This is a genomic window from Pandoraea sp. B-6 (assembly GCF_000282835.1).
Classification (GTDB): Bacteria; Pseudomonadota; Gammaproteobacteria; order Burkholderiales; family Burkholderiaceae; genus Pandoraea; species Pandoraea cepalis.
Window position 1 is genome coordinate 1 of sequence record NZ_KB290503.1, and the last position, 23974, is coordinate 23974.

Genomic DNA, 23974 nt, shown 5'->3' on the forward strand with positions numbered 1-23974 from the left:
CTGGGGCCGGCCATCGTGGCGGCGCAGCAGCCCACCTACATGCCGCCGGGACATGATCCCAACGACGCCTTGCGCAAGGAGGCCGAAGCGGCGGCGGCTTCGGCGGGGTTCTTCCGCTCGGGAAAGCCGGGCCAAGCCGCTGGCGCTGTCGCGCAGGCGGCGCCCGGAGCACCCGGCATGGCCAACGCCTTGGCAGGGTTCGATCCGCTGGCGGCCGGTCCGGCCTCGACGGCGGCCCAGCCCAGTGATCCCACCACCGTGCAGAACCGGCAAGACCAGAAAGAGGCGTTCCTGAAAGGCGGCTCCAAGGAGACTCGCAATTCCGGCAATCTCCAAATGCCAGCCTCGCCGTACCAGGTGATGGCCGGGACGGTGATCGCAGCGGCGCTGGTCACAGGCATCAAGTCCGACCTGCCGGGCGATGTGATCGCCACGGTGACGGAGCCGGTCTATGACACGGCTACGGGCAGGTTCCTGCTGATTCCGCAGGGCTCGCGCATTTTGGGCAAATACAACAGCCAGGTGAGCTTCGGGCAGAGCCGGGTGCAGATGGTGTGGAACCGGATCATCTTGCCAGACACATCCTCGCTGACGCTCGACAACCTTGTCGGCACCGATCCTGCGGGCTACGCAGGGTTGGAGGATGAAGTGGATCAGCATTGGGGCCGCATCTTTGCCGGGGCGGCGCTGACCACGCTGCTGGGTATCGGCGCCGAGTTGGCCGCGCCGGAGAATCGGCAGAACGGCAACCGCATCGTCATTGCCGGGCGCGATGGTCTGCAGGACAGTGTGAACCAAGTGGGGCAGGAGATGACCCGGCGCAACATGAACATCCAGCCGACGCTGACAGCGCGGCCGGGGTTGCCGGTGCGGATCATCGTGGCAAGGGATTTACAGGTTCGAGCTTACCAGCCGCTCTTTCTTCAGCGTGGAGGTGCCCGATGAACATGGCCAGAAAACTCCGGCTTGGGCCGCTGCCATCGACCAGCAGCACCAAGCTGACATTCGCTTGTCCAGCCAGCCTGAAAATGGATCTAGACCGGTACGCCGCTCTTCATGCGCAGACCTATGGCGAAGCGGTCGATGCGGCCACGCTGATCCCGCACATGCTCGAAGCCTTCATGGCGGGGGATCGGGGATTCAAGCGGGGTGGCAAGGCCAAGGCCGTCGCCACCCCGAAGTCAGGATGACGATGCTCCGACATAGATTTAATGAAGAACGCGCGGCTCCAGGCCGTGCGTTCTTCGTTTGGGAAGCCGGTAATATGGGAGTTCAGGTCGGTTGCCGACGCTGCACTCCGTGTCCGATGTAGCGCGATCCGGCTTTCTCTCCCAACGCTCTCATGTGGCACCTAGCCCACACCGCCGAGGTGCCATCGGGTGGCACGATACAGAGCTAACTTGCTGTCTCGTATAAGGTTTCAGGCCAAATGGGATGCCTTGAAAATACTTGACACCGAACATTTTTTATGGCAGCGCGAGGTCAACGTACGGCGGTGTCGGCCAAGGGCTCACGCAGATCGGCCGCGTCAGCGCTTCATCCGCGCCTCCACGGCTCGTATGACATCCTCCAGCGTGGTCTCCATCACGCGCACGAGATCGTCGAGTTGCGCGCTGGGGGCCGCGGCGCGAGGCGTGATACGCAGCGTATGAAATGGCATCGACGGCTCGAAACGTCGCAGCACGAGATCGGAGTCGAGGAAGTCGTACGCCGACACCGGGTGCAGCAACCCGATGCCGACGTTCTCTTTCACCATCGTGCCGATGTTGACCGAGTAGCGGGCCGTGGCAACGACCTGCTGATGCAGATTGCCCTCGGCAAAGAGTTGATCCATGCCCCAGCGCACCATGTCGGTCGGCTCGTAAGACAGGATCGGCTGCCCCTTCAGATCGGCCAGACGGATCACCTTCTTGCGCGCGAGGACGTGCCCCGCGGGTAGGGCGCAGATCGCGTCGAGGTTGGCGAACGAGACGGCATCGGTCGCGGCCACGTCGATCGTGTTGGTCACGAGGCCGAGCGCGAGCTGATGCGTGACGACCTGGTCGCGAATCAGATCGGAGGCCCCCGTGGTCAGCGCGAGCTGCACGCTCGGATGCAACGCCCGGTAGCCGGCCATCACGCGTGCAAAGAAGCCCAGGCCGAACGACACGACCGACCCCACGCGAATGACGGCCGTGTCGGGGTTACGCAGATTCAGCGCGAATTCGCGGATGTTGTCGAGGCCGGCATAGCGGCGCTCGACTTCCTCGAAGAGCGCGAACGCCTCGGCCGTCGGTTCGAGCCGTCCGCGCGCGCGATCGAACAGCGTGAGACGCGTCGAGCGTTCGAGATCGGCCACGAGACGGCTGACCGCGGACTGCGACGTGCCGAGCACCTGGGCCGCTTTGGTGGTCGTGCGCGTGAGCATCAGCGCCCGAAAGGCGTCGATGTGCCGGAAATCCATCGATTCTCCACGGAAGGGTTAGCTGTCGGGGCCCCTGCGCATGGGGCCTACAGCGCGAAAGCGTGGATTCTACCGCCCTTCATCACCATCGGAATCCGCTCCCCCTGGCCGAGCAGACAATCGATCGACGCCAGCGGATTGCCGTCGACGATCAGCACGTCGGCATGCGCGCCGGGCACGATCTCACCCAACTGGCCCGACTGGCCGAGCACCTCGGCGCCGATGACCGTCGCGCTGCGCAGAATCTCCGCCGGCGAGAGCACTTCGGCGCGTAGACGGAATTCGTCGCTTTGCAGGCGCTGCGACTCACCCAATAAATCCGAGCCGTACCCCATCTTTACACCGGCCTCGCGGAAGATCTCCAGCGAACGCAGGCCCGCCGCATGAACGTTGGCGATCTTCGCGACACTATCGTCAGGCAGCCCGAGCGACTTGCCTTCGTTCGCGAGGGCGTCGTACGTCACCAACGTGGGTACGACGTAAGCGCCTTGCTCGGCCATGTAGCGGGCCGTGGGGGCGTCGACGAGGTTGCCGTGTTCGATGGTGCGCACGCCGCAGCGCACGGCGCGTTCGATGGCCGATGCCGTGTAGGCGTGGGCGAGCACATAGGTGCCGCGCCCGCGGGCCTCCGCGACGATGGCGCGGATTTCGTCTTCGGCGTAACCCCAGGCCCCAACGGGATCGGTGGGCGAGGCCACGCCGCCCGAGGCCATGATCTTGATCTGGTCGGCGCCCATTTGCAGCTCTTCGCGCACCGCACGTCGAACCTCGTCGACGCCATCGGCCACGCGCGACAGGGCGCCGACGCGCACGCAGCACGGGCAGGGCCCGTCGGTGCCGAGGTAATCAGTGCGCGCGCGACCGTCGCCGTGTCCGCCGGTCTGGCTGATCGCGCGGCCCGACACGAACAGGCGCGGCCCTTCGGCCAGTCCGCTTTCGACTGCTTGCTTGATGGCGTGTCCCGCACCACCCGCGTCCCGCACGGTGGTGAAGCCGCGCCGCAGCATGCCCTGCAGAATCGGCACCGACCGGAGCGTGACGAGCACGTTCGGCAGATGGGCTTGCGAGGCCAGGTTGAGCTGCGTGGCATGCACGTGCACATGCAGATCGATCAGTCCCGGCATCACGGTGCGCCCGTGGGCATCGATCTCGCGCGCCGACGCCGCCCGAATCGGCTTGTCCGACACTTCCTTGATGCGTCCGCCTTCGATCAGTACGGCGTGGTCTTCGCGCAGCTCGCCCTTGACCGGGTCGAGCAGCGCACAATTCGACAACAGAATCGACTCCATGACCTCTCCTCCAGGATGGTGTGTCTGGGGTTGCCCGAGTCAGCGGGCAACCGTGACTCGCGGGCCTGCAATCTTCAATCGATCGTGGCGTGTGCGAGCGTGCGGGGCGTGCGCGTGAGCATCACGGGGGTGTCGCCGGTGACGACCGAGTCGTCCAGACGGAAGCCCCCCAGGCCGTAGACATAGATGCCGGGCTCGGCCGAATACACCTCGTTCGCGAGCAGCGGACGATGGTTGAACGCCATGTCGTCCGGGTACTCGTGGCCGATGATGCCCATGCCGTGGCCCGTGCGATGTCGGATGAACTCACCGCACCCCGCTTTCTCGATGACGGCCTGCGCCGCGGCGTCGATCCCCGAGACGGGCTTGCCGGTCACGGCCGCGTTCACTGCGGCTTCATTGGCGGCGCGCGCGACCTCGTAGTAGCGCGCCTGCTCGCTCGACGGCTTGCCGCAGAACCACGTGCGTTCGTTTTCGATCACGAGACCGTTCAAGCGCGGGATCACGATGTTGACCATGCCGTCGCCCGCATTGATGCGCGCTCCGCACGATGCCCCATCGCCATGCGGCGAGGCCGAGGCGGGGCCGGACAGTGTCCAGCAGCGCATCACTTCGAGGTTCTCGCCGGGGAAGCGCTTGGCCCCTTCCGTGACCATCAGCGCGGCCATCGCGTAGTCGAGTTCCTGCACTAGACGGCCGGGACGAATGTTCTCGCGATACCGGTCCTGCACCCAGTCGGCCAACTCGGCGGCGGCGCGCATGATGGAGATTTCCTCGTCGTGCTTGACCCAGCGCAGGGCGCGCATCTCGGCAAGCATGGGCACGAGCTTCGCATCGGGCAGCAGGCCACCGGCGCGCGCGAGCGGGCCACCGGCCGCATCGACGCCAATGCGCGAGCCTGCCAGACCGGCGGCGCGCAGCGTGTCGGCGATCAGCATGGGCACATCGGCGAGCAGCGGCTGGCGCTGGGTCACGCGCGGATGCTCGGCGTAAAGCGTGACGCGATCGAGATCGAGCCACAGATGGCCCCGCTCGCGAGCCATCATCAGGTGATGCGTCGACAGCTCGTTCATCACCGCGAACGGCTCCCCCTTGCGCGGCACGCACACGGCGATGGGGCGCTCCCACGTCTGCACATCGACGTGGAAGTTCGTGGCCCACTGAAAGAAATCGGCGGCGGTGAACACGAGCGCGTCGACGCGCGCGCGGTCCATCAGGTCTTGCATCAGACGATGGCGGTACTGACGTGTCGCATCGGAGAGAGTCGGCATCACGAAGTCCTTATCGGCAAATTGGGGCAAATGTCAGGGGCAGACGGCGTTGGGCATGACCGACGGATGGGGCCGGTCGGCACGCAAGGTCGCGCGGATCAGGGCGGGCAGATCGGTCAGGTCATCATCGTCTTCGCATAGCGCCGATGGATGATCCAGTGCGACGCAATGGCGAGCACGAACGTCACCACCATCGAGACGATGGACAGCACCGCGCCGAACGGCCAGTTGTTCGCTTTCGCGATCTGGTCGTAGATCGTGGGCGTCATCATGGTGATGCCGGTGCCGCCGAGCAGTACGGGGGTGGCATAGGCGTTCATGCAGAGAATGAACACGAGCATGGTGCCGGCGGCGATGCCCGGTGCGGCCATCGGCAGTATCACGCGCGTGAGTGTTTGCCAGAAGGTGGCGCCCAGATTGCGCGCGGCTTCCTCGACGGAGAAGTCCATGCCTTCGAGCACGCTTTGCAATGTGAGGATCATGTAAGGCAGCACCACGGCGGTGGTGCCCACCACGACCGCGAACGGCGTGTACAGCAAGCGAATCGGCTGCGGCACGATGCCCAGCGACACGAGCATGGCGTTGACGAAGCCGGCCGTGCCGAGCATGACCATCCAGCCGGCCGCGCGCACGACGTTGCCCACCAGCAGCGGGAAGACCAGCAGCATCACCAGCAGGCTCTTGAAGCGGGTTTGTGTGCGCGCGAGCACGTAGGCGACCGGGAAGCCAAACACGAGCGCGAGCGCCGTGCACAGCGAGGCAACCTTGATCGTCGTCCAGAGCACCGAGAGGTAGTACGGATCGGTGAAGAACTTGACGTAGTTCGTGCCGGTCAGTGCCGCCTGCATCATGTCGACCGGATCGAACCGGTTGAAGCTGTAGCGCACCAGTTGCAACCCGGGCAGCACGATGACGAGCAACACCACGAGCGTGGCGGGCGTGGCAAGCGAGCCGCCCGTGAGCGCGCCGCGCACCGCGCGCGCGGTGGCGGCCCGGGCGGCTCGGGCGGCATCGGCAGCCGGTGGGGACGGCGTCATCGCAGGCTCCGGGGTGTCGGCGACGCTCACAGACCCACCTTGAATTCCTTGTTCCAGAAGTCGAGCAGCGCGGGCTTGTCGGCGGTGAAGCGGGCGTAATCGAGCTTGACCATGCGATCGAGTTCGGCGCGGGTGAAGCCCACGCTTTCCTGCAGCGACGGCGGCAGATTCGCGTTCGTCACAGTCGGCGCATAGCCCATCGTCTCCGCAAAGCCGATCTGGGCGCGCGGATCGAGCATCGCGTTCAGGTAGTTGAAGCCGCACAGCTTGGACTGCGAATTCTTCGGCACGGCGGCTTCGAACGTTACCGGCACGGCACCTTCCTTGGGCACCACGTAATCGATCGGCACGCCCGCCTTCTTCCATTGCAGCGCGCGCGCTTTCCACATACAGGTGAACCAGATGTCGCCGCTCTTGAGCGCCGACGCCACGGCTTCGTTCGACGGATAGACCTTGGGCTGCTGCGACTTGCGCAATTCGCGCAGGAATTGCACACCACCGGCCATATCGCCGTCTTTATGGCCGGCCGCGAGCGAGCTGCTCACCACGTTGAAGTTGTAGAGGATGTCCGAGAAACCCACACGGCCCTTGAGCTTGGGATCGAGTGCGGCGGTGAATGAGTCGGGCTTCGTGCCGAGCTTCTCCGGGTTGTAGACGATCACCATCGCGCTGAAGATGTGCGGGATCGAGTACGGACGGCGCAGCGCCTCCAGCGCATTCGCCAGATTCGGGACGAGCTTGGCGTCGACCGCTTCGAGAATGCCCGAGCGGTTGATGTCATACATATCGAGATCGGCCAGGCATGCAACGTCGAGCGAGCCGCGTCGCGACGCCTTCTCGGCGCGCAGCTTCGTCATGCGCTCGACCTGACCGGCCGAGTCGTACGTGACCTTGCCGCCGGCGGCTTCGATGATCGGCTTGCCGATGTTCTGTTCGAGAAGATTCAGATAGTCGCCGCCCCAGGTGCCGACGACCACGTTCGGGCAGGCGGCGGCAGCGTGTGCCGAGAGGGCATCGAGGCCGAGCGCGGGGGCGATCACCAGACCGGAGGCGGTCTTCAGAAACGAGCGGCGGTTCAGGGCGTGCGTCATGTCGTCATCCTTCAAAACGTTGGCCACGAGGTTGGCCAATACATGGGCCGAAGCGGGTGGAAGTGAGGCAGTGTCGTCAGGCGTTGAAAAACAGGCAATCGGTGCTCGCGAAGCACGCGTTGAGGGCGCGGCCCGGGGCATAGCGGCCGACGTCGTCGCGTGCGGTGTTCTGCACGTGCGCGACGAGCATCTCGCCCTGCGGACTCTTCAGACGGAGTTCGAGCGTGGAACCGAGATAGATCGTCTGGTCGACCGTGACCGGCATGGCCGTTTCGTTGTGCACAGGCGTGTCGCTCAGGCGCAGGCGCTCGGGGCGAATGCCGAGCGTCGTGGCGTCGGGGGCAGCGCTCGGCAACGCCAGGCGCTCGCCTTTGGCCGTCACGAAATGGCCGTCGGTCATCCGCCCGGCGAGGAAATTCATCTTGCCGAGGAAGTTCGCGACAAATGGATTGGCCGGGCGTTCGTAAAGCGCATCGGCGGTGCCGATCTGCTGCACGCAGCCGTCGTGCATCACGGCCAGGCGGTCGGCAATCGCCAGCGCCTCTTCCTGATCGTGGGTGACGAAGATCGTCGTCAGGCCGAGCCGTCGCTGCAGGGCGCGGATCTCTTCGCGCACTTCGGTGCGCAGCTTGGCGTCGAGGTTGGACAGCGGCTCGTCGAGCAGAAACACGTCGGGACGAATCGCCAGTGCGCGGGCAATCGCCACACGCTGCTGCTGACCGCCGGAGAGCTGGCGCGGATAGCGATCCGCCAGCGACGTGAGACGCACCATATCGAGCGCTTCGCGAATCCGCGTAACGCGCTCGGCACTCGACACGTGCCGCATCTCGAGGCCGAACGCTACGTTCTCTGCCACGGTCATGTGCGGGAAGAGCGCGTAACGCTGGAACACCATGCCGGTGTTGCGGCGATGCGCGGGCAGGCGCGAGACCTCCTTGCCGCCGATCCAGATTTCGCCGGCCGTCGGCTCGACGAAGCCCGCGACCATGCGCAGCGTCGTGGTCTTGCCGCAACCGCTCGGGCCAAGGAAGGCGACGAGTTCGCCGTCGGCAATCTCCAGCGAGAAGTCCGCCACGGCGGCGGCGTTGCCGTATTGCTTGCGCAGACCGCGCAATGAAACGTTGGCCATGTCAGATCACCTGGCTGAGTTTGACGAAGCGATCGGTGATCAGCATGACGATGCCGAGCAGGACGATCTGCGCCGCGGAGACGGCGGCAATCGTCGGATCGAGGTTGAATTCGAGGTACTGCATGATCGCGATGGGCAGGGTGGTTTTGCCCGGTCCGACCAGCGGCAACGTGAGTTCGAGGTTCTCGAACGACACGATGAAGCTGAACAGTCCGGCCGCCACGACGGCGGGGCGCAACATCGGCAATGTGACGCGCCACAGTGTGCGCCACGGGCCCGCGCCGAGATTTCGGGCGGCTTCCTCGATGGTGCCGTCGATCTGTGCAAGGCTTGCGCCCACGAGACGCATCGTCCACGGAATGGTCAGGCAAACATGCGCGATCACGAGACCGCCGAAGGTGCCGACGATGTCCATATCGAGCGCGTTTTCGGCGCGCAGATAGAAAAGGTAAGTCGCGATGCCCGCGACGATGCCCGGGACCACGAGCGGCAACAGCAACACATTGCCGAGCGTGCGGCGGCCGGGAAAACGATAACGCGCGAGGGCGAGAGAGGCGGCGACACCGAGGATTACGCCGCCGATGGCCGCGCAGGCGGCGAGCTGGAGCGAGAGCAGGAAGCCGTCGGCGAACGCGGCATTGCGCCAGGCGTTCAAATACCATGAGAGCGTGTAGCCGCTCGGCGGGAACGTGATGATCGCGTCTTTGAAGAAGCTCAGCCAGACGACGAAGATCAGCGGGCTGAGCATGAACAGATAGATCAGCGTGACCCCGGCGCGCACCGCCCATTTAGCGACGGGCACGCGTCGCGCGCCGCCGGTCGGCCGCCGCAGCCCGTCACCCGCCACCCCACTTGGCTCCATCGAAGTCTGCGTCATTGGCGTCCTTCCCGGTATCGTGGATTCGATGCAAATTTGCATTAAACGAAACGTTGATATGCAAATTAGCATATCAAAATCGTCGTGCAAACCGGAAAGCTGTCAGGGTTTCAACGGAGACGGGAGACGGCTGGGGCGATAAGGCGATGCGGGTTTCGCAGCGTGCGACGCACGCGGGCACAGAACGCTTCGCCGGACGATCAGCGAGGCGTTCCGCAGGGATGGCGATGCGCTCAGACTTGCCAGAGCGCGCGTACGGCGTCGATGGCGTGTTGCAATGCGTGGGCGGCCGTGCAGTCGACGATGTGGCGCTCGGGCATCGAGCGCAGCCAGGTGAGCTGACGCTTGCACAACTGGCGCGTCGCGAAGATGCCCTTGTCTCGCATCGTGTCGTAATCGATCTCGCCGTCGAGGTATTCCCATACCTGCCGGTAGCCGACACAGCGCATGGACGGCAGGCTCGGGTCGAGATCGCCGCGTGCGCGCAGGTGTTCGACTTCTTCGATGAAGCCGGCCGCGAGCATCAGACGAAACCGTTCGGCAATACGTGCGTGCAGTACCGCGCGGTCGCTCGGCTCCAGCGCCACCGGCACGAACGTATGGGGCGTTGGCGCGGCAGGTGCCCGGGCTTCTTCGGCAAGCCATTGCGACATCGGTTTGCCCGACAGCACGAAGATTTCCAGCGCGCGTTGAATGCGCTGTGCGTCATTCGGCGCGAGGCGGGCGGCCGTCGACGGATCGACGCTCGCCAGCCGTGCATGCATGGCGGGCCAGCCCTCGCGCGCGGCATCATCGTCGAGTTGGGCGCGTACGTCGGCGTTGGCCGACGGCAGCGGTGAGAGGCCTTGCGTGAGCGCCTTGTAGTACAGCATCGTGCCGCCGACGAGCAGCGGGCGGCGTCCGCGCGCTGCAATCTCATCGACAAGACGCAGCGTGTCTTCCCGGAATTGCGCGGCGGAATAGGCGTCGCGCGGATCGATGATGTCGATCAGGTGATGGGGAACGGCGGCCAGCTCGGCCGCGCTCGGCTTGGCCGTGCCGATGTCCATCTCACGATAGACGAGGGCGGAGTCGACGCTGATGATCTCGAGTGGGGTGTCCTGCGCCAGCGCAAGGGCGGCGGCGGTCTTGCCGGATGCCGTCGGGCCCAGCAGGCAGACGATCGGGGGCGATGACGTCATGAGCGGCTCAACGTCCCCGCATGAACAACTTGTCGAGATCGCCGAGCGTGAGCTGGTACCAGGTGGGACGCCCGTGATTGCACTGATCGGCGCGCTCGGTCGCTTCCATCTGGCGCAGCAGCGCGTTCATCTCTTCATGCGTGAGCCGTCGATTTGCACGTACCGCCGTGTGGCAGGCGAGCGTGCCGAGCAGTTCATGCTGACGTTCCGTGAGCACGCGCGAACCGCCGTACTGACGTAGGTCCGCGAGCACAGCGCGCGCCAGGGCTTGCGCGTCGGCGCCGTCGAGCAGGGCGGGAATGGCGCGCACGGCGAGCGTGGTCGGCGACATCGCCGCGAGGTCGAAGCCCAGTGCGGTGAGCGTTTCCTGATGTTCTTCCGTCGTACCGATTTCCACCGGGTCGGCGAAGAACGTCACAGGAATCAGCAGCGGCTGCACTGGCACGCTGCGTTCCACGAGTGCCTGCTTGAAGCGTTCGTAGAGAATGCGCTCGTGGGCCGCGTGCATGTCGACCAGCACGAGGCCATAGGCGTTCTGCGCGAGGATGTAGATGCCGTGCAATTGGCCGAGGGCGAAGCCGAGCGGTTGTTCCAGCGCCATGGCGTCGGCGTTGCCGCCGGTGCCTGCCGGCAGGGTGTCGCTGCCGGTGAGTGTCGTGTCGCCTTGCGTTGTCCCGGCATGGCCATACGGCGGCGGGGGTGCATCCGTGACGCCTGGCTGACCATACGGGCGCGGGGCGGGGGGCGCGGCGCGTCCGAACAAGTTGTCATAGACGGACAGCGGTTGCGCCATCGGCAGCGTGCCTTGCTGCATGCGGGGATTCCAACTGCTGCCGACGCCGCCGATCCCTCCGGCCGGGCGCGCAGCCATCATGCCGCTGCTGCCGCCGCCCAAAGCGGCACCCGGCCCGGCGGCAAGTCCACCGCCGTCGGTCAGGTGGGCGGCGTGCGTCGCGCCGCCGCTGCCCGCCGCTCGGGCCAGCGCGCGTTGCACGACGTGGAATACGAACTGGTGGACGCTGCGGGCATCGCGAAACCGCACTTCGATCTTCGAGGGGTGGACATTGACGTCGACCCATTGCGGCGGCAGTTCGAAATACAGCACGTAGGCCGGATAGCGGTCGCCGTGGAGCACGTCTTCATAGGCCGCGCGTACCGCGTGGGTGAGCAGCTTGTCGCGCACGAAACGGCCGTTCACGAAGAAATACTGCTGGTCGGCGCGCCCGCGACTGGCGGGCGGCAACCCGACGAAGCCCGACAGGCGCAACTCGGCGGCCCCCTCGTCCAGCGCCAGATGCGCGCCGGCAAAGTCGTTGCCGAGCACGCGCGTGACGCGCGTCGCGGCGTCAGTCGCGTTCCAGTGCTCCACCGCCCGGTTGTTGTGCAGGATCGAGAAGCCGACGTCGGGACGCGCGAGCGCGCTGCGGCGAATAACGTCCATGCAATGACCGAACTCGGTCTGCTCGGTCTTCAGAAATTTGCGCCGCGCGGGGGTGTTGAAGTACAGGTCGCGAACGTCGACCGTCGTGCCCACCGGGCCTGCGGCGGGGGTCAGCGCACCGGTGTTGCCGTCGATGGCGCTCGCGTGCGGCGCATCGGCCTGGCGGCTCGACAGCGTGAGTTGGGCCACCGACGCGATGGAAGCGAGCGCTTCCCCACGGAACCCCAACGTAAGCACCGATTCGAGTTCGTCGAGCGAGCGAATCTTGCTCGTCGCGTGGCGCGTGAGCGCCAGCGGTAATTGTTCGGCGGACATGCCGCCGCCGTCGTCGGTGATGGCGATGCGGCGAACGCCGCCTTCTTCGAGCTTGATCTGGAGTGCGCGGGCGCCGGCATCCAGGGCGTTCTCGAGCAATTCCTTGACGACGGACGCGGGGCGTTCCACCACCTCGCCCGCGGCGATCTGGCTGATCAGCTGGTCGGGAAGGACCTGGATGGCGCGCAACGGCGCGAGGCCCGTCGGCAGGGGGCCGGGGCGGCGCTCAGGGGCCTGGGTGCCGGTCGGGGCGGGCACGCCGGCCGGGTCGTGTGCAGGGGGGGAGGAGGTCGGGGTCGCAGACATGGGAACCATTATAAAGGTTGCCCTCAAAGACATAGGTCGAGCCAGGTTTCAGCGGGCAATACCCGCAACGGCGCCCGTAGCAGCGCAACTCATTCCTGTCATGGGAGGGTTGTAGGCTGGACCATGAATTCGACATACCCGTGACGGTCGGCGCCGACCGTCACGGGCACGACACGACGCCCGACGTTTGCGCTGGTATCATGCGTTCGTCGCGTGCCCGCAGGGACGGGCCGGCGTCCTTTATCTTGAGGAATCGACTTGGATACTTTGGTGCAATTGGTGGAGATGGTGCTCCACATCGATAAACATCTGGGGGTGTTTATCGATCAATACGGAAACTGGGTGTATCTGTTCCTGTTCATGATCGTGTTCGTGGAAACGGGGCTGGTGCTCTTTCCGTTCCTTCCGGGTGATTCCCTGCTGTTCATTGGCGGTGCATTTGCGGCGACCGGTGCGATGGATCCGTGGTTGCTCGGCGTACTGCTCTTCATTGCGGCAGTGACCGGCAACACGCTCAACTTCTGGATCGGATCGAAGATCGGGCCGCGCGTGTACGAGAAGAACTGGCGTTTTCTCGATCGCGACGCCTTGCGCAAGACCCACGACTTCTACGAGCATCACGGCGGCAAGACCATTGTGATTGCGCGTTTCGTGCCGATCGTGCGGACGTTCGCGCCGTTCGTGGCGGGGGTGTCGGCCATGTCGTGGGTGCGCTTCCAGCTCTACAACTTGCTCGGCGCCCTGATCTGGGTGACGCTGCTCGTGGGCGGCGGTTACCTGTTCGGCAACCTGCCGATTGTCAAGCAATACCTGAACGTCATCGTGCTGGTGGGCATTTCGGCAGCGGTGGTGCCGATCGCGCTCGGCGCGCTCTGGAAACTGGTCACGCGCGGTCGTCGCCGTGTGGCGCAGGGCCAGGGCGAGTAAGGTCGACCGTCGGGCAGACAGTGACCTCGCAGGTCCAATAAAAAATGGCGCGTCCGGTTGATGACCGGGCGCGCCATTTTTGTCTTGGCGTTGCGCGAACGTCCGTGGCCGGCCGTCAGGCCGTCCGATTCTTCGCAAGGGGCGGATTCTTGGCGAAGTAGGCCTTGATGCCCTTGAGCAGCGCATCGGCGAGCCGCTCCTGGTAGGCCGGATCGTTCAGCGCCTGCTCTTCCTTGGGGTTGCTGATGAAGGCCGTCTCGACGAGCACCGACGGGATGTCGGGGGCCTTGAGCACCGCGAAGGCCGCCTGTTCGACGTGCTTGCTGTGCAGCCGGTCCGCGACGGAGCCGATCTCGGCGAGCAGCGCCGTGCCGAATACCTTGCTGTCACGGATCTGCGCCGTTGTCGACATATCGAGCAACGCATGCGCTACGGCGCGGTCGTTGGTCTTGATATTGACGCCGCCGATCAGATCGGACGCGTTTTGCGTCTTTTCCAGCAGACGTGCCGTCGCACTCGTGGCGCCACGCTCGGACAGGGCGAATACCGACGCCCCGTTCGCCGACGGCGAGGTGAACGCATCGGCGTGAATCGACATGAACAGGTCGGCGTCCACGCGGCGGGCCTTCTGCACCCGCACGCCGAGCGGCACGAAGAAGTCGGCGTCGCGCGTCATCATCACCCGCATATTGGGTTGCGCATCGATCTTCTCTCGCAGCCGCTTGGCGATCTGCAGCACCACCACTTTCTCGTAGGTGCCGCTGCTACCGATCGCGCCGGGGTCTTCTCCGCCATGGCCGGGGTCGAGGGCGATGGTGAGCAGGCGGGCGGTCTTCGGTCCGCGTGACGGTGGCGTGAGCAGCCCGTCGTCGTTGCGCTGGGCGAGCGACGGCATTCTGTCCGTGGTCGAGGGCGCCGGGGGGCGTGAGACGCGCGGGCCCGGCTCACGTTGCGCGTAACGCTGAAAGAACGCTTCGCTCTCCTCCGTGCTCGGCGTGCCCGTGCCCGACGACGGGTTCGAGGGCTGAGCGGGCGGTGTGTTCTGCGCCAATGCCTCGGCCTTGTGGCTGGACTTGGCGAGCAGTTCCATGAGCGGATCGGGCTCGACCGCCGGATACAGGTCGAACACGGTGCGGTACTTGTAGCCCGCGACCGGCGGCAACGTGAAGGATTGTGGCTTCACGCCGGCCTTCAGATCGAACACCATGCGCACGACGCCGGGTTTGAACTGCCCCACGCGCACCTGCATGATCTGCGGGTCGTTCGGCTGGATCTTTGACACGAGATCGCGCAGCGCCGGGCTCAGATCCACTTCGTCGAGATCGATGACAAAGCGGTTCGGACTGGCCATAAGTTGCTGCTGGAACTTGACCGGGTTGTCGGTCTCCAGCGTGACGCGTGTGTAGTCCTTGGCCGGCCAGACGCGCACCGCCACGATGGCATTGGCGAAGGCGAGACGCGGGCCGGTGAGGGCGAGGATGAGTGTCGAGGCGCCGGCGCGCAATGCACGGCGGCGGCCGGCATTGGGCGATGAGGCGTCGTCGGTACGAATAAAGCGTTTGATCAGCATGAGTTCAGGCAAGCAAGACCGGCCGGCGTGTAGGCGCTCGTCGTCAGACGGCGGCTGTTGCCTACAGGTTCCAGCCAAAGGCCCAAATCGGGGGTGCCCAGGAGACCTTCGGCTTTCTCCGGCCACTCGACGAGGCACAGGGCGTCGCCTGCAAAGTGCTCCCGAAAGCCCGTGTCGTGCCATTCGGCCGGATCGGCGAAGCGATACAGGTCGAAATGATAGACCGGCAACACGCCTTGTGGTGTGTCGATGTTGTAAGGTTCACACAATGCATACGTGGGACTTTTGACGCGTCCGGTATGGCCCAGCGCGCGCAGCAGGGCACGCACGAGCGTGGTTTTCCCTGCACCGAGGTCGCCCGAGAGCTGCACGTGCAGTCCCGCATGCGCCGGGTCAGTGTGCGCCGCGCGTGCCACGATGGCGCGCGCGAGCGCTGCGGCGAAGGCCTCGGTGGCGGCCTCGTCCGGCAGCGCGAAGATGCGCTCGCCCAGGGGCGTCGGCGTTGATGAATCGGGCATTGCGTAAAATGGAGTCGATGAAAGCTTCCGTGATTTTCCCCGCTACCGCCGCACAAGTCGAGTCGGCGGCACCTCCGAATGCCTCGGAAGTGTCGTCCTCGCGCGACAATGCGACGTCTCCCGCCCTCGATGCCGGGGACTTGGCCGCGCTTGCCGGTCAGATTCGCGCATGGGCGAGCGAACTCGGTTTCGGCCGGGTCGGCATCACGGACATCGATCTCTCGCACGCCGAAGCGGGGCTGCAACAATGGCTCGACGACGGCTGTCATGGCGACATGGACTACATGGCGGCGCACGGCATGAAGCGCGCGCGGCCCGCGGAGCTGGTTCCCGGCACGGTGCGCGTCATCAGCGCACGCATGAACTATCTTCCGAACGACACCGACATGGCGAGCTGGCGCGAGCGGGAAGCCGCGCGCGCGGCGATGCCTGCCGAGGCGGTCGTGTCGATCTATGCGCGCGGACGCGACTATCACAAAGTCATGCGCCATCGGCTGCAACAACTGGCCGATCGCATTACCCAGGCCATCGGCCCGTTCGGCTACCGTGCATTCACCGATTCGGCCCCCGTGCTCGAAGTCGAACTCGCGCAGAAGGCCGGGCTGGGCTGGCGCGGCAAGCACACCCTGCTGCTCTCGCGCGACGCGGGCTCGCTCTTCTTTCTCGGCGAGATCTTTGTCGACGTGCCGCTGCCGGTGGATGCCGATGCGCCAAGCACGCCGAGCGAGGTACCAGGCAAGGCAACGGGGCACCGCCTGCACCCGGGCGAGCACTGCGGGCAATGTCAGCGATGCCGCGACGTTTGTCCGACCGGCGCCATCACCGAAGCGTTTCGCGTCGATGCGCGGTTGTGCGTGTCGTATCTGACGATCGAGCACAAAGGGGCAATTCCCGAGAATTTGCGCGCGAAGATGGGCAATCGCATCTATGGCTGCGACGATTGCCAGCTCTACTGCCCGTGGAACAAGTTTGCGCAGCCGTCGCCGCTCGCCGATTTCGCTCCGCGCAACCGGCTCGATAGCGCCTCGCTCGTCGAACTGTTCGCCTGGAGCGAAACGGAATTCATGGATAAGCTGGCCGGCAGCCCCATTCGTCGTATTGGCCATGAGCGATGGCTGCGCAATCTGGCCGTGGGGCTTGGCAATGCGCTGCGCGACTCGGCAGATGCCGCCGCGCGCGCGCCGCTGCGCGATGCCTTGCTCGCGCGACGCGATCACCCATCGGCGTTGGTGCGCGAGCATGTTGAATGGGCGCTGGCCCAGGAAGGAGCCACCGTTTGACCCCAGGCACCCACCCCGCGAGCGAGAACCTCACCGACGTCGACAATCTCGATGACCCGTCGTCTCCGCTGGCCTTCGACCCCGACGGCGCGACCTATGTGCGCAGTGTCACGCTCATCGACCAGTTCTGCGACACGATCTGGCTCGAAGACGGCCTCTCTCGCAATACGCTCGACGCTTACCGACGGGATTTGCGCCTCTTCGCGCAATGGCTCGCCGCCAAGTGCGAGACCTCGCTCGATGGCGTGGACGAGGCGGCGCTCGCCGCCTATCTGGCGTGGCGCCGCGAGAGTCTGGCGAGCAGCGTCAATCGTCGTCTGTCGGTCTTCAAACGGTTCTATCAATGGGCACTGCGCGACCATGTCGTGCACCAGGACCCGTGTTTGCGCATCGCATCGGCCAAGCGTGCCCAGCGGTTGCCCTCGACATTGTCGGAGGCGCAGGTCGAAGCGTTGCTGGCGGCCCCCGATCTGGCCCAGCCGCTTGGGTTGCGCGATCGCGCGATGCTCGAACTGATGTACGCGAGCGGTCTGCGCGTTTCGGAACTGGTCGCGCTCAAGACGATTGAAGTGGGATTGAACGAGGGTGTGCTGCGCATCTTCGGCAAGGGCGCGAAGGAGCGGCTGGTGCCGTTCGGCGAAGAGGCCAACGCGTGGCTCACGCGATATCTGGCGCAGAGTCGAGGGGTGCTGCTGGCCGGTCGCGCCTGCGACACGCTGTTCGTCACGCAACGCGGCCAGGGGATGACGCGGCAGGCGTTCTGGTATCTGATCAAGCGCTATGCGTTGCAGGCGGACATTCGTGCGCCGCTCTCACCGCATACGCTGCGTCATGCCTTCGCGACGCATCTGATCAATCACGGCGCGGATCTGCGTGTGGTGCAGCTGTTGCTCGGCCACGCCGACATCTCCACCACACAGATCTACACGCACGTCGCGCGCGAACGCCTCAAGTCGCTGCACGCACAGCATCATCCGCGCGGGTGAGCGCCGTGTGTGAAGCGCGTGCTGCGTGGGCCGCGTGTACGGCAAGCAAGGCCGGCGCGGTAGGCGAGCGACGCCGCCGCGCCATCAAACTTCAAAGCAACGCCTTGAGCTTGTGCTTGAGCACCTTGCCCGTCGACGCGGCGGGCAGGGCATCGAGCACCCGAATCTGCGCCGGACGCTTGTACGGTGCGAGCCGCGTCGCCGCCCACGCGGCCAGCGCTGCGACGTCGATCGCATGGCCCGGGCGCGCCTCCACGAACGCGATCACCTGCTCGTTCTCCTCGTCGGGACGTCCGAGGACGGCCGCTTGCAGCACATCCGGATGGCTCGCCAGCGCCTGCTCGACTTCGAGCGGATAAACGTTGAAGCCGGAGTGGATGATGAGTTCCTTGGCGCGTCCCGCGAGGAAGAGCGCGCCGTCGACGGTGCGCCGCGCAAGATCGCCGGTGCGCAGCCAGCCGTCGTCGGTCACGGCTGCCGCCGTCAGCGCTGGGGCACGGTAGTACCCGAGCATCACGTTAGGACCACGCACCCAGAGTTCACCAACGTCGCCATCGGGCAGGTCATGCCCGTCGCGACCCACGATACGTACCGTCACGCCGGGGATCGCCGGTCCCACGGCGCAGTCGTCGCGCGGGGCGTCGAGCAGCGTCTGCGAGACGGTCGGACTACTCTCCGTCAGCCCATACCCGTTGTGAATCGGCAGGCCATAGAACGCTTCGGCACGCGCCTTGAGCGCCGCATCGAGGGGCGAGCCGCCCGAGTAGACGAAGCGCAGCCGCGGTGCGATGAGTGTCCGGTTCTGCGCCGTCACATAGGCCATCAGGCGGGCGTGCATCGCGGGCACCCCTTGCAGGATCGTCAGCCCGTCGTGGGCGAGCGAATCGAGCACGGCTTCGGGAGTAAAGCGCGCGGCCAGCCGTAGCGTGCCGCCAGCGTACAGCGTGCCCAGACACACCGACGTCAGGCCGTAGACATGCGAGATCGGCAGCACGCCGTAGGCAATATCGTCGGCACCGACGCGTCGCAGCGCGCTCGACACCGCAGCGATGAACATCAGGTTGCGATGCGAGAGACGAACGCCCTTGGGCGTGCCGGTCGTGCCGGTTGTGTAGATGAGCGCCGCGCATTGCAACGCCGGATCAGTCTGCACCGGCTCGGCGGCGCTGTCGGGATCGATGTCGGACACCGCGATGGCGCCGAGCGCAAGGTCGGTCCAGGCGACCTTGGCGGCGTCTCCCCGGGCGTGCGCGGCGGCATCGGGCGAGGCATCGACGGTGTAGATCGCGCAGCGCGGTTGCGCATGATCGCGAATGGCGTTCAATTCCGCGGCGCTGACCCGCGCGTTGCACAGCAGCGGCCAAGCGTCGAGGGCTGCCACGGCGAGCAGCAGCACCACATACGCGATGCCGTTCTCACCGACGATCATCACGCGATCGCCGCCCCGCACGCCGTGCGCGCGCAGGCGCTCGGTGCAGGCGCTGACGGTGTTCGCCAGTGCCTCGTAGGTGAGACGGCTGAAGTCGTCGATCAGGGCGATGCGCGTGGGCGCTTGCGCGGCGATCCGCGCGGGCAGCGTGTCGATGCGTGCGGGCAGATTCGCGAGCAAGCTGGAGGCGAAGGTGTCCGGATGAGAGGGGGCGGGAGAGGCTGACATGCCGGCATTGTAATGCGCTCGCCGTCATCGAGCATCGCACACGCCGTCGAGGATGACTGCGGTGCGCGCATTCCGGGACCGCAGTCCTTGGCCGTTTCATTACAATAGGCGCCCATGAGCAAGACCAAACACGTCTCGGAAACGCCGGCCACGCAGTTTCTGAAGCAAAAGAAAGTGGCCTTCACCGAACACGTCTACGAGTACGTCGAACATGGCGGGACCGGCGAGTCGGCACGCCAGTTGGGCGTGCACGAGCATGCGGTCGTCAAGACGCTCGTCATGGAAGACGAGAAGGCCCGGCCGCTGATCGTCCTCATGCACGGCGACCGGACCGTCTCGACCAAGAACCTCGCGCGCCAGATCGGCGCCAAGCGCGTGGAGCCCTGCAAGCCGGAGGTCGCCCAGCGTCATTCGGGTTATCTGGTGGGCGGCACGTCGCCGTTCGGCACGAAGCGCGCGATGACCGTGTATGTGGAGGCGTCGATTCTCGATCTGCCGCGCATATTCATCAACGGCGGGCGACGCGGGTACCTCATTGGCATCGCCCCGCAGGTGCTGCTCAACACATTGGCGGCCAAGCCGGTGTCGTGTGCGCTGAGCGACGAGTAGTCGCCACGGCGCGGCGGCCTGCGTCTGTCCGATCGATCCGGTCGCGGCGCAACCCCGTGGTTGCCAGAATGGAGGGACGGAGCGCGTCAAGTAGAATGGCGGCCATTACACATTCTGCTCACGCTCGAAGTTCATGGCCACACTGGTTTTTATCGTTCTCGCGTACCTGATCGGCTCGTTGCCGTTTGCGGTGATCGTCAGCCGCACGATGGGTCTCGCCGACCCGCGCAGTTATGGCTCGGGCAACCCGGGCGCCACGAACGTGCTGCGCTCAGGCAACAAGAAGGCCGCCGTGCTCACGCTGATCGGCGACGCCCTCAAGGGCTGGCTTGCCGTCTATCTTGCGCAACGCTTCGCCGATACGTGGGGTGTAGGTGACTTCGGTCTGGCGGCCGTGGCCCTTGCGGTCTTCATGGGCCATCTGTACCCGGTGTTTCTACGCTTTGCCGGCGGCAAGGGCGTAGCGACGGCGGCCGGCGTCCTGTTCGCCATCCATCCGGTGCTGGGGCTCGCCGTGCTCGCGACGTGGCTCATCATCGCGATCTTCTTCCGCTATTCGTCGCTCGCGGCACTGGTGGCGGCGGTGTTCGCGCCGCTTTACTACGTGTTCATGTCTGGCTTCGGACCGTACGCCCCCGCGGTGATCGTCATGGCGATCTTGCTGGTCTACCGGCACCGCGCCAACATCGGCAAGCTGATGGCGGGCAAGGAAAGCCGCATCGGGCAGAAGAAGGCGAAGTAAGGCCGGCGTTACGTCGGCTCGGCCGAACCCGGCACGGCCTCGACCCATACAAAACCCGCAGCGAGTCTGCGGGTTTTGCTTGTCTGCGGCGCGCGTCTGTCAGTCGCGGAAGTTGTTGAAGTCGAGCGGAGTGTCGGTCACGTCCTTGCGCAGCAGGGCCATGGCACTTTGCAGGTCGTCGCGCTTGGCGCCCGCGATGCGCACGCTGTCGCCCTGGATGCTCGCCTGCACTTTCATCTTGCTGTCCTTGATCACGCGCACGATCTTCTTGGCCAGATCGCCTTCGACGCCTTTCTTCACCTTGACGACCTGCTTGACCTTGTCGCCGCTGATCTTCTCGACCTTGCCGTAGTCGAGGAAGCGCACGTCCACGTTGCGCTTGGCCATCTTGCTGATGAGCACCTGCGTGACTTGCTCGAGCTTGAAGTTGTCGTCGGCGAACAGCGTGAGTTCCTGCTCCTTGTGCTCGATTCGCGAGTCCGATCCCTTGAAGTCGAATCGCGTCGAGATTTCCTTGTTGGCCTGCTCGATGGCGTTCTTGACTTCAATCATGTTGGCTTCGCTAACCACGTCGAACGATGGCATCTGGCTCTCCTGAAAGGTAAAGGGTTCGTGAAATGGCACGCCGGGCATGCCGCACGGGGGATGGTGGCGCCGGCGCACCCGGACGGGACGACCGGGTCATGCGGGCAGCGCGAACCTCGGCCGCGTGGCCGCTATAATGGTGCGCAAAATTCTTTCGCCCGACATTGTAATTCAGCCGTCGCTCCGGTGTCCCTTCCGGGCGCTGTCCGGGACGGCGGCCCCACGGATCACCCACTGATTTCTCCCGACTTCATGCCTCAGTTGCAACGCGACGTCAGCCTGCGCGACTTCAATACCTTCGGCCTGCCCGCCTCCGCCCGCTTTGTCGTGACGATCGACAGCGAAGCGGCGCTTCTCGATGCGCTCGCCATGCCCGAACTCGCAGGCTTGCCGCGTCTCGTGCTCGGCGGCGGCAGCAATGTGGTGCTCACGCGCGACTTCGACGGCGTGGTGTTCCGGATGGCGATTCGCGGCCGTGAGCGGCTCGCCGACGACGCGCACGCGCGCTATGTGCGCGGCGGCGCCGGCGAGGTCTGGCACGACTTCGTCGACTGGACGCTCTCGCAGGATTGTCCTGGCCTGGAAAATCTCGCCCTGATCCCGGGCACCCTCGGGGCTGCCCCGATTCAGAACATCGGCGCCTACGGGCTGGAACTGGCCGAGCGCTTCGCCGAGGTGCGCGCGCTCGATACGGCCACGGGCGCATTCGTCACCCTCACCCGCGAGGCGTGCGCGTTCGGCTATCGCGATTCGCTGTTCAAGCGCGAACCCGGGCGTTACCTCATCGTCTCGGTCACATTGCGGCTGCCACAGCCGTGGCAGCCCGTGACGGGCTACGCGGACGTGTCGCACACGCTCGCCCAGGCGGGCATCGCGCAGCCGAATGCGCGGCAGATCTTCGAGGCCGTGGCGGACATTCGCCGCCGCAAACTGCCCGATCCGGCCGAACTCGGCAACGCCGGGAGCTTCTTCAAGAACCCCGTGGTCGACGCCGCAACGTTTGCCGCACTGCGCGAGCGGTTTCCGGAAGCAGTCGGCTATGCTCAGCCGGACGGCGCCTGGAAAGTCGCCGCGGGCTGGCTGATCGACCAATGCGGCTGGCGCGGCAAGTCGCTCGGCCACGCGGGCGTGCATGAGCGTCAAGCGCTCGTGCTCGTCAATCGAGGCGGCGCCAGCGGCGCGGAGATCGTGGCGCTCGCGCGCGCCATACAGGCCAGCGTGCAGGAGCGCTTCGGTATCGCGCTCGAGCCCGAACCGCTCATGCTTTGATCGACGTGGCGTCGGGCAGGCGCTGCAGGTAATCGCGCCGCAGGTCGACGGTGGAGCGCACGCCGACGTCGTCGAAGTGCGCATCGAGCCAACGGCTCGCCGCCTCGCGGCCACGGTCGCGCAGCGTGGTGAGGAAGTGCCAGTCGGTCACGAATTTCGTCGATGACGACAAGTCGTACAGCGCCTTGTCCGCGCGAATCGAGTGAATCAGCGGGTACTTCAGACGCTTGCGAAACTCGGGCTTGAGCCATCCCTCGTCAAGCAGTTTGTGCACGAAGGAAATGGCACGGAATTCGCGCTGCAGCGACGCATTGAACGTGATCTCGTTCACGCGATTCATGATCTGCCCCGGCAGCACGGGTTTCTCTTTGCGCTCGATCGGGTTGATGTGCACGATCAGGATGTCGCTCGTGAGCGTCTCGTAATAAAACGGATAGAGCGGCGGGTTGCCGAGATAGCCGCCATCCCAGTAAAAATCCTCGTCGATTTTCACCGGCTTGAAGAGCCACGGCAGACACGCCGACGCCATCGCGACGTCGAGCGTGATTTCGTGTGTGCGAAAGATGTGGATGTTGCCGGTGCGGACGTTGGTCGCAGACACGAACAGGCGCGTCGCGGTGCTTTCGCGCAACCGTTCGAAATCGACCTGCGCTTCGAGCACGGTGCGCAGCGGGTTGATTTCGGCCGGGGGCTGCGCGAACGGTGTCATCCATTGCTGCATGCTCTGCATCCAGTCGTGCCAGACCGGGTATTCGGTCGGACGGCCGTTGAGCCAACTGAAGACGGTCTGCGCCCAGGCGGTTGCCGAGGAACCTGCCTGCGACACGCCGAGCCAGAAGCTGTGCAGCGCCTCACGCGCCTTCTCGCGCGGGTCGACACCCGGACGATCAAGCAGGCCGTGCGCCAGTACGACGGCGTTCATCGTGCCTGCGGACGCGCCGCTGATGCCTTCGAACTCGAGGCGTCCGTCTTCCAGCAATTTGTCGAGCACGCCCCAGGTGTAGGCCCCATGCGCACCGCCCCCTTGCAGCCCCAGGTCGATGCCTTTTCGCTTCGCGGAGCGGCCGCGTGAGGGTTTCGTGGATTTGGCGGGGGCGCGCGTACGGGGAGCCTCAGGCGTCTGCGCACCGCCCTTGGCCGAGAGGGCGTCGCTCGGCGCATCCGTGGCGGAGGTGCGCTTGCGAGCGCGAGGCGTGGCGGATTTCTGGGGCGCGTTGCCGGTACGTGCCGGCCGGGTGAGGCCATCTGGCGGGAGCAACGGTACGTCGGTCGGCTCGAGATCGGTGCTCGTGCCGTTCACTGATTCGGCAGCGGATTCGGCCGGCACCGAGTGAGAGGACAGCGAGGCGGTCGAAGCCGCGGCCTGCGCATCGGCAGGGGGGGCATCAGCTCGGTCGCCGGAAGCATCGTCGGCGGATTCGGGGGGCAGACGCGACATAGTGAGTAGCGGC

The 23974-nt window shown here is 65.6% G+C and carries 22 protein-coding genes; 8 read left to right on the forward strand and 14 right to left on the reverse strand.

Annotation, left to right across the window (positions count from 1 at the left end):
* Together A985_RS0107160 and A985_RS0107165 are read left to right on the forward strand one after the other, a co-directional pair.
* Positions 1–945 (forward strand): TrbI/VirB10 family protein (locus A985_RS0107160; protein ID WP_017232718.1); only part of this gene is annotated, 945 nt, incomplete at its 5' end.
* Positions 942–1190 carry a DUF2274 domain-containing protein gene (locus A985_RS0107165; protein ID WP_008642645.1) on the forward strand — a complete coding sequence of 83 codons (249 nt, stop codon included), beginning with the start codon at positions 942–944 and terminating at the stop codon, positions 1188–1190. The genes A985_RS0107160 and A985_RS0107165, both read left to right, overlap by 4 nt.
* A 338-nt stretch (positions 1191–1528) precedes the next feature.
* Here A985_RS0107165 and A985_RS0107170 read toward each other — a convergent pair whose 3' ends face one another.
* The 9 genes from A985_RS0107170 to mutL form a co-directional block, all read right to left on the reverse strand.
* A complete protein-coding gene (locus A985_RS0107170) occupies positions 1529–2443 on the reverse strand; it encodes a LysR substrate-binding domain-containing protein (RefSeq protein ID WP_017232719.1) in 915 nt (304 codons plus the stop codon).
* Between the two features lie 47 nt (positions 2444–2490).
* Positions 2491–3732 carry an amidohydrolase family protein gene (locus A985_RS0107175; protein WP_017232720.1) on the reverse strand — a complete coding sequence of 414 codons (1242 nt, stop codon included), beginning with the start codon at positions 3730–3732 and terminating at the stop codon, positions 2491–2493.
* Positions 3733–3806: 74 nt separating this feature from the next.
* Positions 3807–5003, reverse strand: coding sequence for a Xaa-Pro peptidase family protein (locus A985_RS0107180; RefSeq protein WP_017232721.1), 1197 nt, complete (start codon positions 5001–5003; stop codon positions 3807–3809).
* Positions 5004–5119: 116 nt separating this feature from the next.
* Positions 5120–6040, reverse strand: a complete 921-nt coding sequence (locus A985_RS0107185; RefSeq protein ID WP_017232722.1) for an ABC transporter permease — start codon at positions 6038–6040, stop codon at positions 5120–5122.
* A gap of 26 nt (positions 6041–6066) precedes the next feature.
* Positions 6067–7131: an extracellular solute-binding protein gene (locus A985_RS0107190; protein WP_026131728.1), complete on the reverse strand. Its 1065-nt coding sequence runs from the start codon at positions 7129–7131 to the stop codon at positions 6067–6069.
* Between the two features lie 76 nt (positions 7132–7207).
* Positions 7208–8260, reverse strand: a complete 1053-nt coding sequence (locus tag A985_RS0107195; protein ID WP_017232724.1) for an ABC transporter ATP-binding protein — start codon at positions 8258–8260, stop codon at positions 7208–7210.
* Position 8261: 1 nt separating this feature from the next.
* Positions 8262–9137, reverse strand: a complete 876-nt coding sequence (locus A985_RS0107200; RefSeq protein ID WP_026131729.1) for an ABC transporter permease — start codon at positions 9135–9137, stop codon at positions 8262–8264.
* Positions 9138–9370: 233 nt separating this feature from the next.
* Entirely contained in the window at positions 9371–10318 is a 948-nt protein-coding gene (gene miaA / locus A985_RS0107205) for a tRNA (adenosine(37)-N6)-dimethylallyltransferase MiaA (RefSeq protein WP_017232726.1), read from the reverse strand.
* A 7-nt stretch (positions 10319–10325) separates the two neighbouring features.
* Complete coding sequence (gene mutL, locus A985_RS0107210; RefSeq protein WP_083902230.1) at positions 10326–12380, reverse strand: DNA mismatch repair endonuclease MutL; 2055 nt, start codon at positions 12378–12380, stop codon at positions 10326–10328.
* A gap of 258 nt (positions 12381–12638) precedes the next feature.
* Between mutL and A985_RS0107215 the strand changes: the two genes are divergently transcribed.
* Positions 12639–13307, forward strand: coding sequence for a VTT domain-containing protein (locus A985_RS0107215; protein ID WP_017232728.1), 669 nt, complete (start codon positions 12639–12641; stop codon positions 13305–13307).
* 115 nt (positions 13308–13422) lie between these two features.
* Here A985_RS0107215 and A985_RS0107220 read toward each other — a convergent pair whose 3' ends face one another.
* Together A985_RS0107220 and A985_RS0107225 are read right to left on the reverse strand one after the other, a co-directional pair.
* Positions 13423–14877: an N-acetylmuramoyl-L-alanine amidase gene (locus tag A985_RS0107220; RefSeq protein ID WP_017232729.1), complete on the reverse strand. Its 1455-nt coding sequence runs from the start codon at positions 14875–14877 to the stop codon at positions 13423–13425.
* Positions 14871–15395 (reverse strand): bifunctional tRNA (adenosine(37)-N6)-threonylcarbamoyltransferase complex ATPase subunit type 1 TsaE/phosphotransferase, encoded by a 525-nt coding sequence (locus tag A985_RS0107225; RefSeq protein ID WP_017232730.1) that lies wholly within the window; start codon positions 15393–15395, stop codon positions 14871–14873. The genes A985_RS0107220 and A985_RS0107225 overlap by 7 nt, the downstream gene beginning before the upstream one ends.
* Positions 15396–15412: 17 nt before the next feature.
* On the opposite strand from A985_RS0107225, the gene queG reads away from it, so the two are divergent.
* Together queG and xerD are read left to right on the forward strand one after the other, a co-directional pair.
* Positions 15413–16675, forward strand: a complete 1263-nt coding sequence (queG, locus tag A985_RS0107230) for a tRNA epoxyqueuosine(34) reductase QueG (RefSeq protein WP_157211384.1) — start codon at positions 15413–15415, stop codon at positions 16673–16675.
* A complete protein-coding gene (gene xerD, locus A985_RS0107235) occupies positions 16642–17661 on the forward strand; it encodes a site-specific tyrosine recombinase XerD (protein ID WP_083902224.1) in 1020 nt (339 codons plus the stop codon). The genes queG and xerD overlap by 34 nt, the downstream gene beginning before the upstream one ends.
* Before the next feature lie 91 nt (positions 17662–17752).
* On the opposite strand, the gene A985_RS0107240 is transcribed toward xerD, so the two are convergent.
* Entirely contained in the window at positions 17753–19318 is a 1566-nt protein-coding gene (locus tag A985_RS0107240) for a class I adenylate-forming enzyme family protein (RefSeq protein WP_026131732.1), read from the reverse strand.
* A 114-nt stretch (positions 19319–19432) separates the two neighbouring features.
* Here A985_RS0107240 and ybaK point away from each other — a divergent pair, with 114 nt between their 5' ends.
* Both ybaK and plsY read left to right on the forward strand, forming a co-directional pair.
* On the forward strand, positions 19433–19927 hold the full coding sequence (ybaK, locus tag A985_RS0107245) for a Cys-tRNA(Pro) deacylase (protein WP_017232734.1): 495 nt from the start codon (positions 19433–19435) through the stop codon (positions 19925–19927).
* 133 nt (positions 19928–20060) lie between these two features.
* Entirely contained in the window at positions 20061–20669 is a 609-nt protein-coding gene (gene plsY / locus A985_RS0107250) for a glycerol-3-phosphate 1-O-acyltransferase PlsY (protein ID WP_017232735.1), read from the forward strand.
* A gap of 99 nt (positions 20670–20768) precedes the next feature.
* On the opposite strand, the gene A985_RS0107255 is transcribed toward plsY, so the two are convergent.
* Positions 20769–21254 (reverse strand): YajQ family cyclic di-GMP-binding protein, encoded by a 486-nt coding sequence (locus tag A985_RS0107255; RefSeq protein ID WP_017232736.1) that lies wholly within the window; start codon positions 21252–21254, stop codon positions 20769–20771.
* 252 nt (positions 21255–21506) lie between these two features.
* On the opposite strand from A985_RS0107255, the gene murB reads away from it, so the two are divergent.
* Complete coding sequence (murB, locus tag A985_RS0107260) at positions 21507–22523, forward strand: UDP-N-acetylmuramate dehydrogenase (protein WP_017232737.1); 1017 nt, start codon at positions 21507–21509, stop codon at positions 22521–22523.
* On the opposite strand, the gene A985_RS0107265 is transcribed toward murB, so the two are convergent.
* A complete protein-coding gene (locus tag A985_RS0107265) occupies positions 22513–23961 on the reverse strand; it encodes a patatin-like phospholipase family protein (RefSeq protein ID WP_017232738.1) in 1449 nt (482 codons plus the stop codon). The genes murB and A985_RS0107265 overlap by 11 nt on opposite strands.
* Positions 23962–23974: the final 13 nt, after the last annotated feature.

What these genes read in the sequence shown, in the direction of transcription:
- A985_RS0107265 (WP_017232738.1), bottom strand. Translation starts at nt 23,961, where the DNA reads ATGTCGCGTCTGCCCCCCGAATCCGCCGACGATGCTTCCGGCGACCGA.
- A985_RS0107200 (WP_026131729.1), bottom strand. Translation starts at nt 9,137, where the DNA reads ATGACGCAGACTTCGATGGAGCCAAGTGGGGTGGCGGGTGACGGGCTG.
- murB (WP_017232737.1), top strand. Translation starts at nt 21,507, where the DNA reads ATGCCTCAGTTGCAACGCGACGTCAGCCTGCGCGACTTCAATACCTTC.
- A985_RS0107190 (WP_026131728.1), bottom strand. Translation starts at nt 7,131, where the DNA reads ATGACGCACGCCCTGAACCGCCGCTCGTTTCTGAAGACCGCCTCCGGT.
- queG (WP_157211384.1), top strand. Translation starts at nt 15,413, where the DNA reads ATGAAAGCTTCCGTGATTTTCCCCGCTACCGCCGCACAAGTCGAGTCG.
- A985_RS0107175 (WP_017232720.1), bottom strand. Translation starts at nt 3,732, where the DNA reads ATGGAGTCGATTCTGTTGTCGAATTGTGCGCTGCTCGACCCGGTCAAG.
- A985_RS0107165 (WP_008642645.1), top strand. Translation starts at nt 942, where the DNA reads ATGAACATGGCCAGAAAACTCCGGCTTGGGCCGCTGCCATCGACCAGC.
- mutL (WP_083902230.1), bottom strand. Translation starts at nt 12,380, where the DNA reads ATGTCTGCGACCCCGACCTCCTCCCCCCCTGCACACGACCCGGCCGGC.
- A985_RS0107255 (WP_017232736.1), bottom strand. Translation starts at nt 21,254, where the DNA reads ATGCCATCGTTCGACGTGGTTAGCGAAGCCAACATGATTGAAGTCAAG.
- A985_RS0107195 (WP_017232724.1), bottom strand. Translation starts at nt 8,260, where the DNA reads ATGGCCAACGTTTCATTGCGCGGTCTGCGCAAGCAATACGGCAACGCC.
- A985_RS0107185 (WP_017232722.1), bottom strand. Translation starts at nt 6,040, where the DNA reads ATGACGCCGTCCCCACCGGCTGCCGATGCCGCCCGAGCCGCCCGGGCC.
- ybaK (WP_017232734.1), top strand. Translation starts at nt 19,433, where the DNA reads ATGAGCAAGACCAAACACGTCTCGGAAACGCCGGCCACGCAGTTTCTG.
- plsY (WP_017232735.1), top strand. Translation starts at nt 20,061, where the DNA reads ATGGCCACACTGGTTTTTATCGTTCTCGCGTACCTGATCGGCTCGTTG.
- miaA (WP_017232726.1), bottom strand. Translation starts at nt 10,318, where the DNA reads ATGACGTCATCGCCCCCGATCGTCTGCCTGCTGGGCCCGACGGCATCC.
- A985_RS0107180 (WP_017232721.1), bottom strand. Translation starts at nt 5,003, where the DNA reads ATGCCGACTCTCTCCGATGCGACACGTCAGTACCGCCATCGTCTGATG.
- xerD (WP_083902224.1), top strand. Translation starts at nt 16,642, where the DNA reads ATGGGCGCTGGCCCAGGAAGGAGCCACCGTTTGACCCCAGGCACCCAC.
- A985_RS0107170 (WP_017232719.1), bottom strand. Translation starts at nt 2,443, where the DNA reads ATGGATTTCCGGCACATCGACGCCTTTCGGGCGCTGATGCTCACGCGC.
- A985_RS0107225 (WP_017232730.1), bottom strand. Translation starts at nt 15,395, where the DNA reads ATGCCCGATTCATCAACGCCGACGCCCCTGGGCGAGCGCATCTTCGCG.
- A985_RS0107240 (WP_026131732.1), bottom strand. Translation starts at nt 19,318, where the DNA reads ATGTCAGCCTCTCCCGCCCCCTCTCATCCGGACACCTTCGCCTCCAGC.
- A985_RS0107220 (WP_017232729.1), bottom strand. Translation starts at nt 14,877, where the DNA reads ATGCTGATCAAACGCTTTATTCGTACCGACGACGCCTCATCGCCCAAT.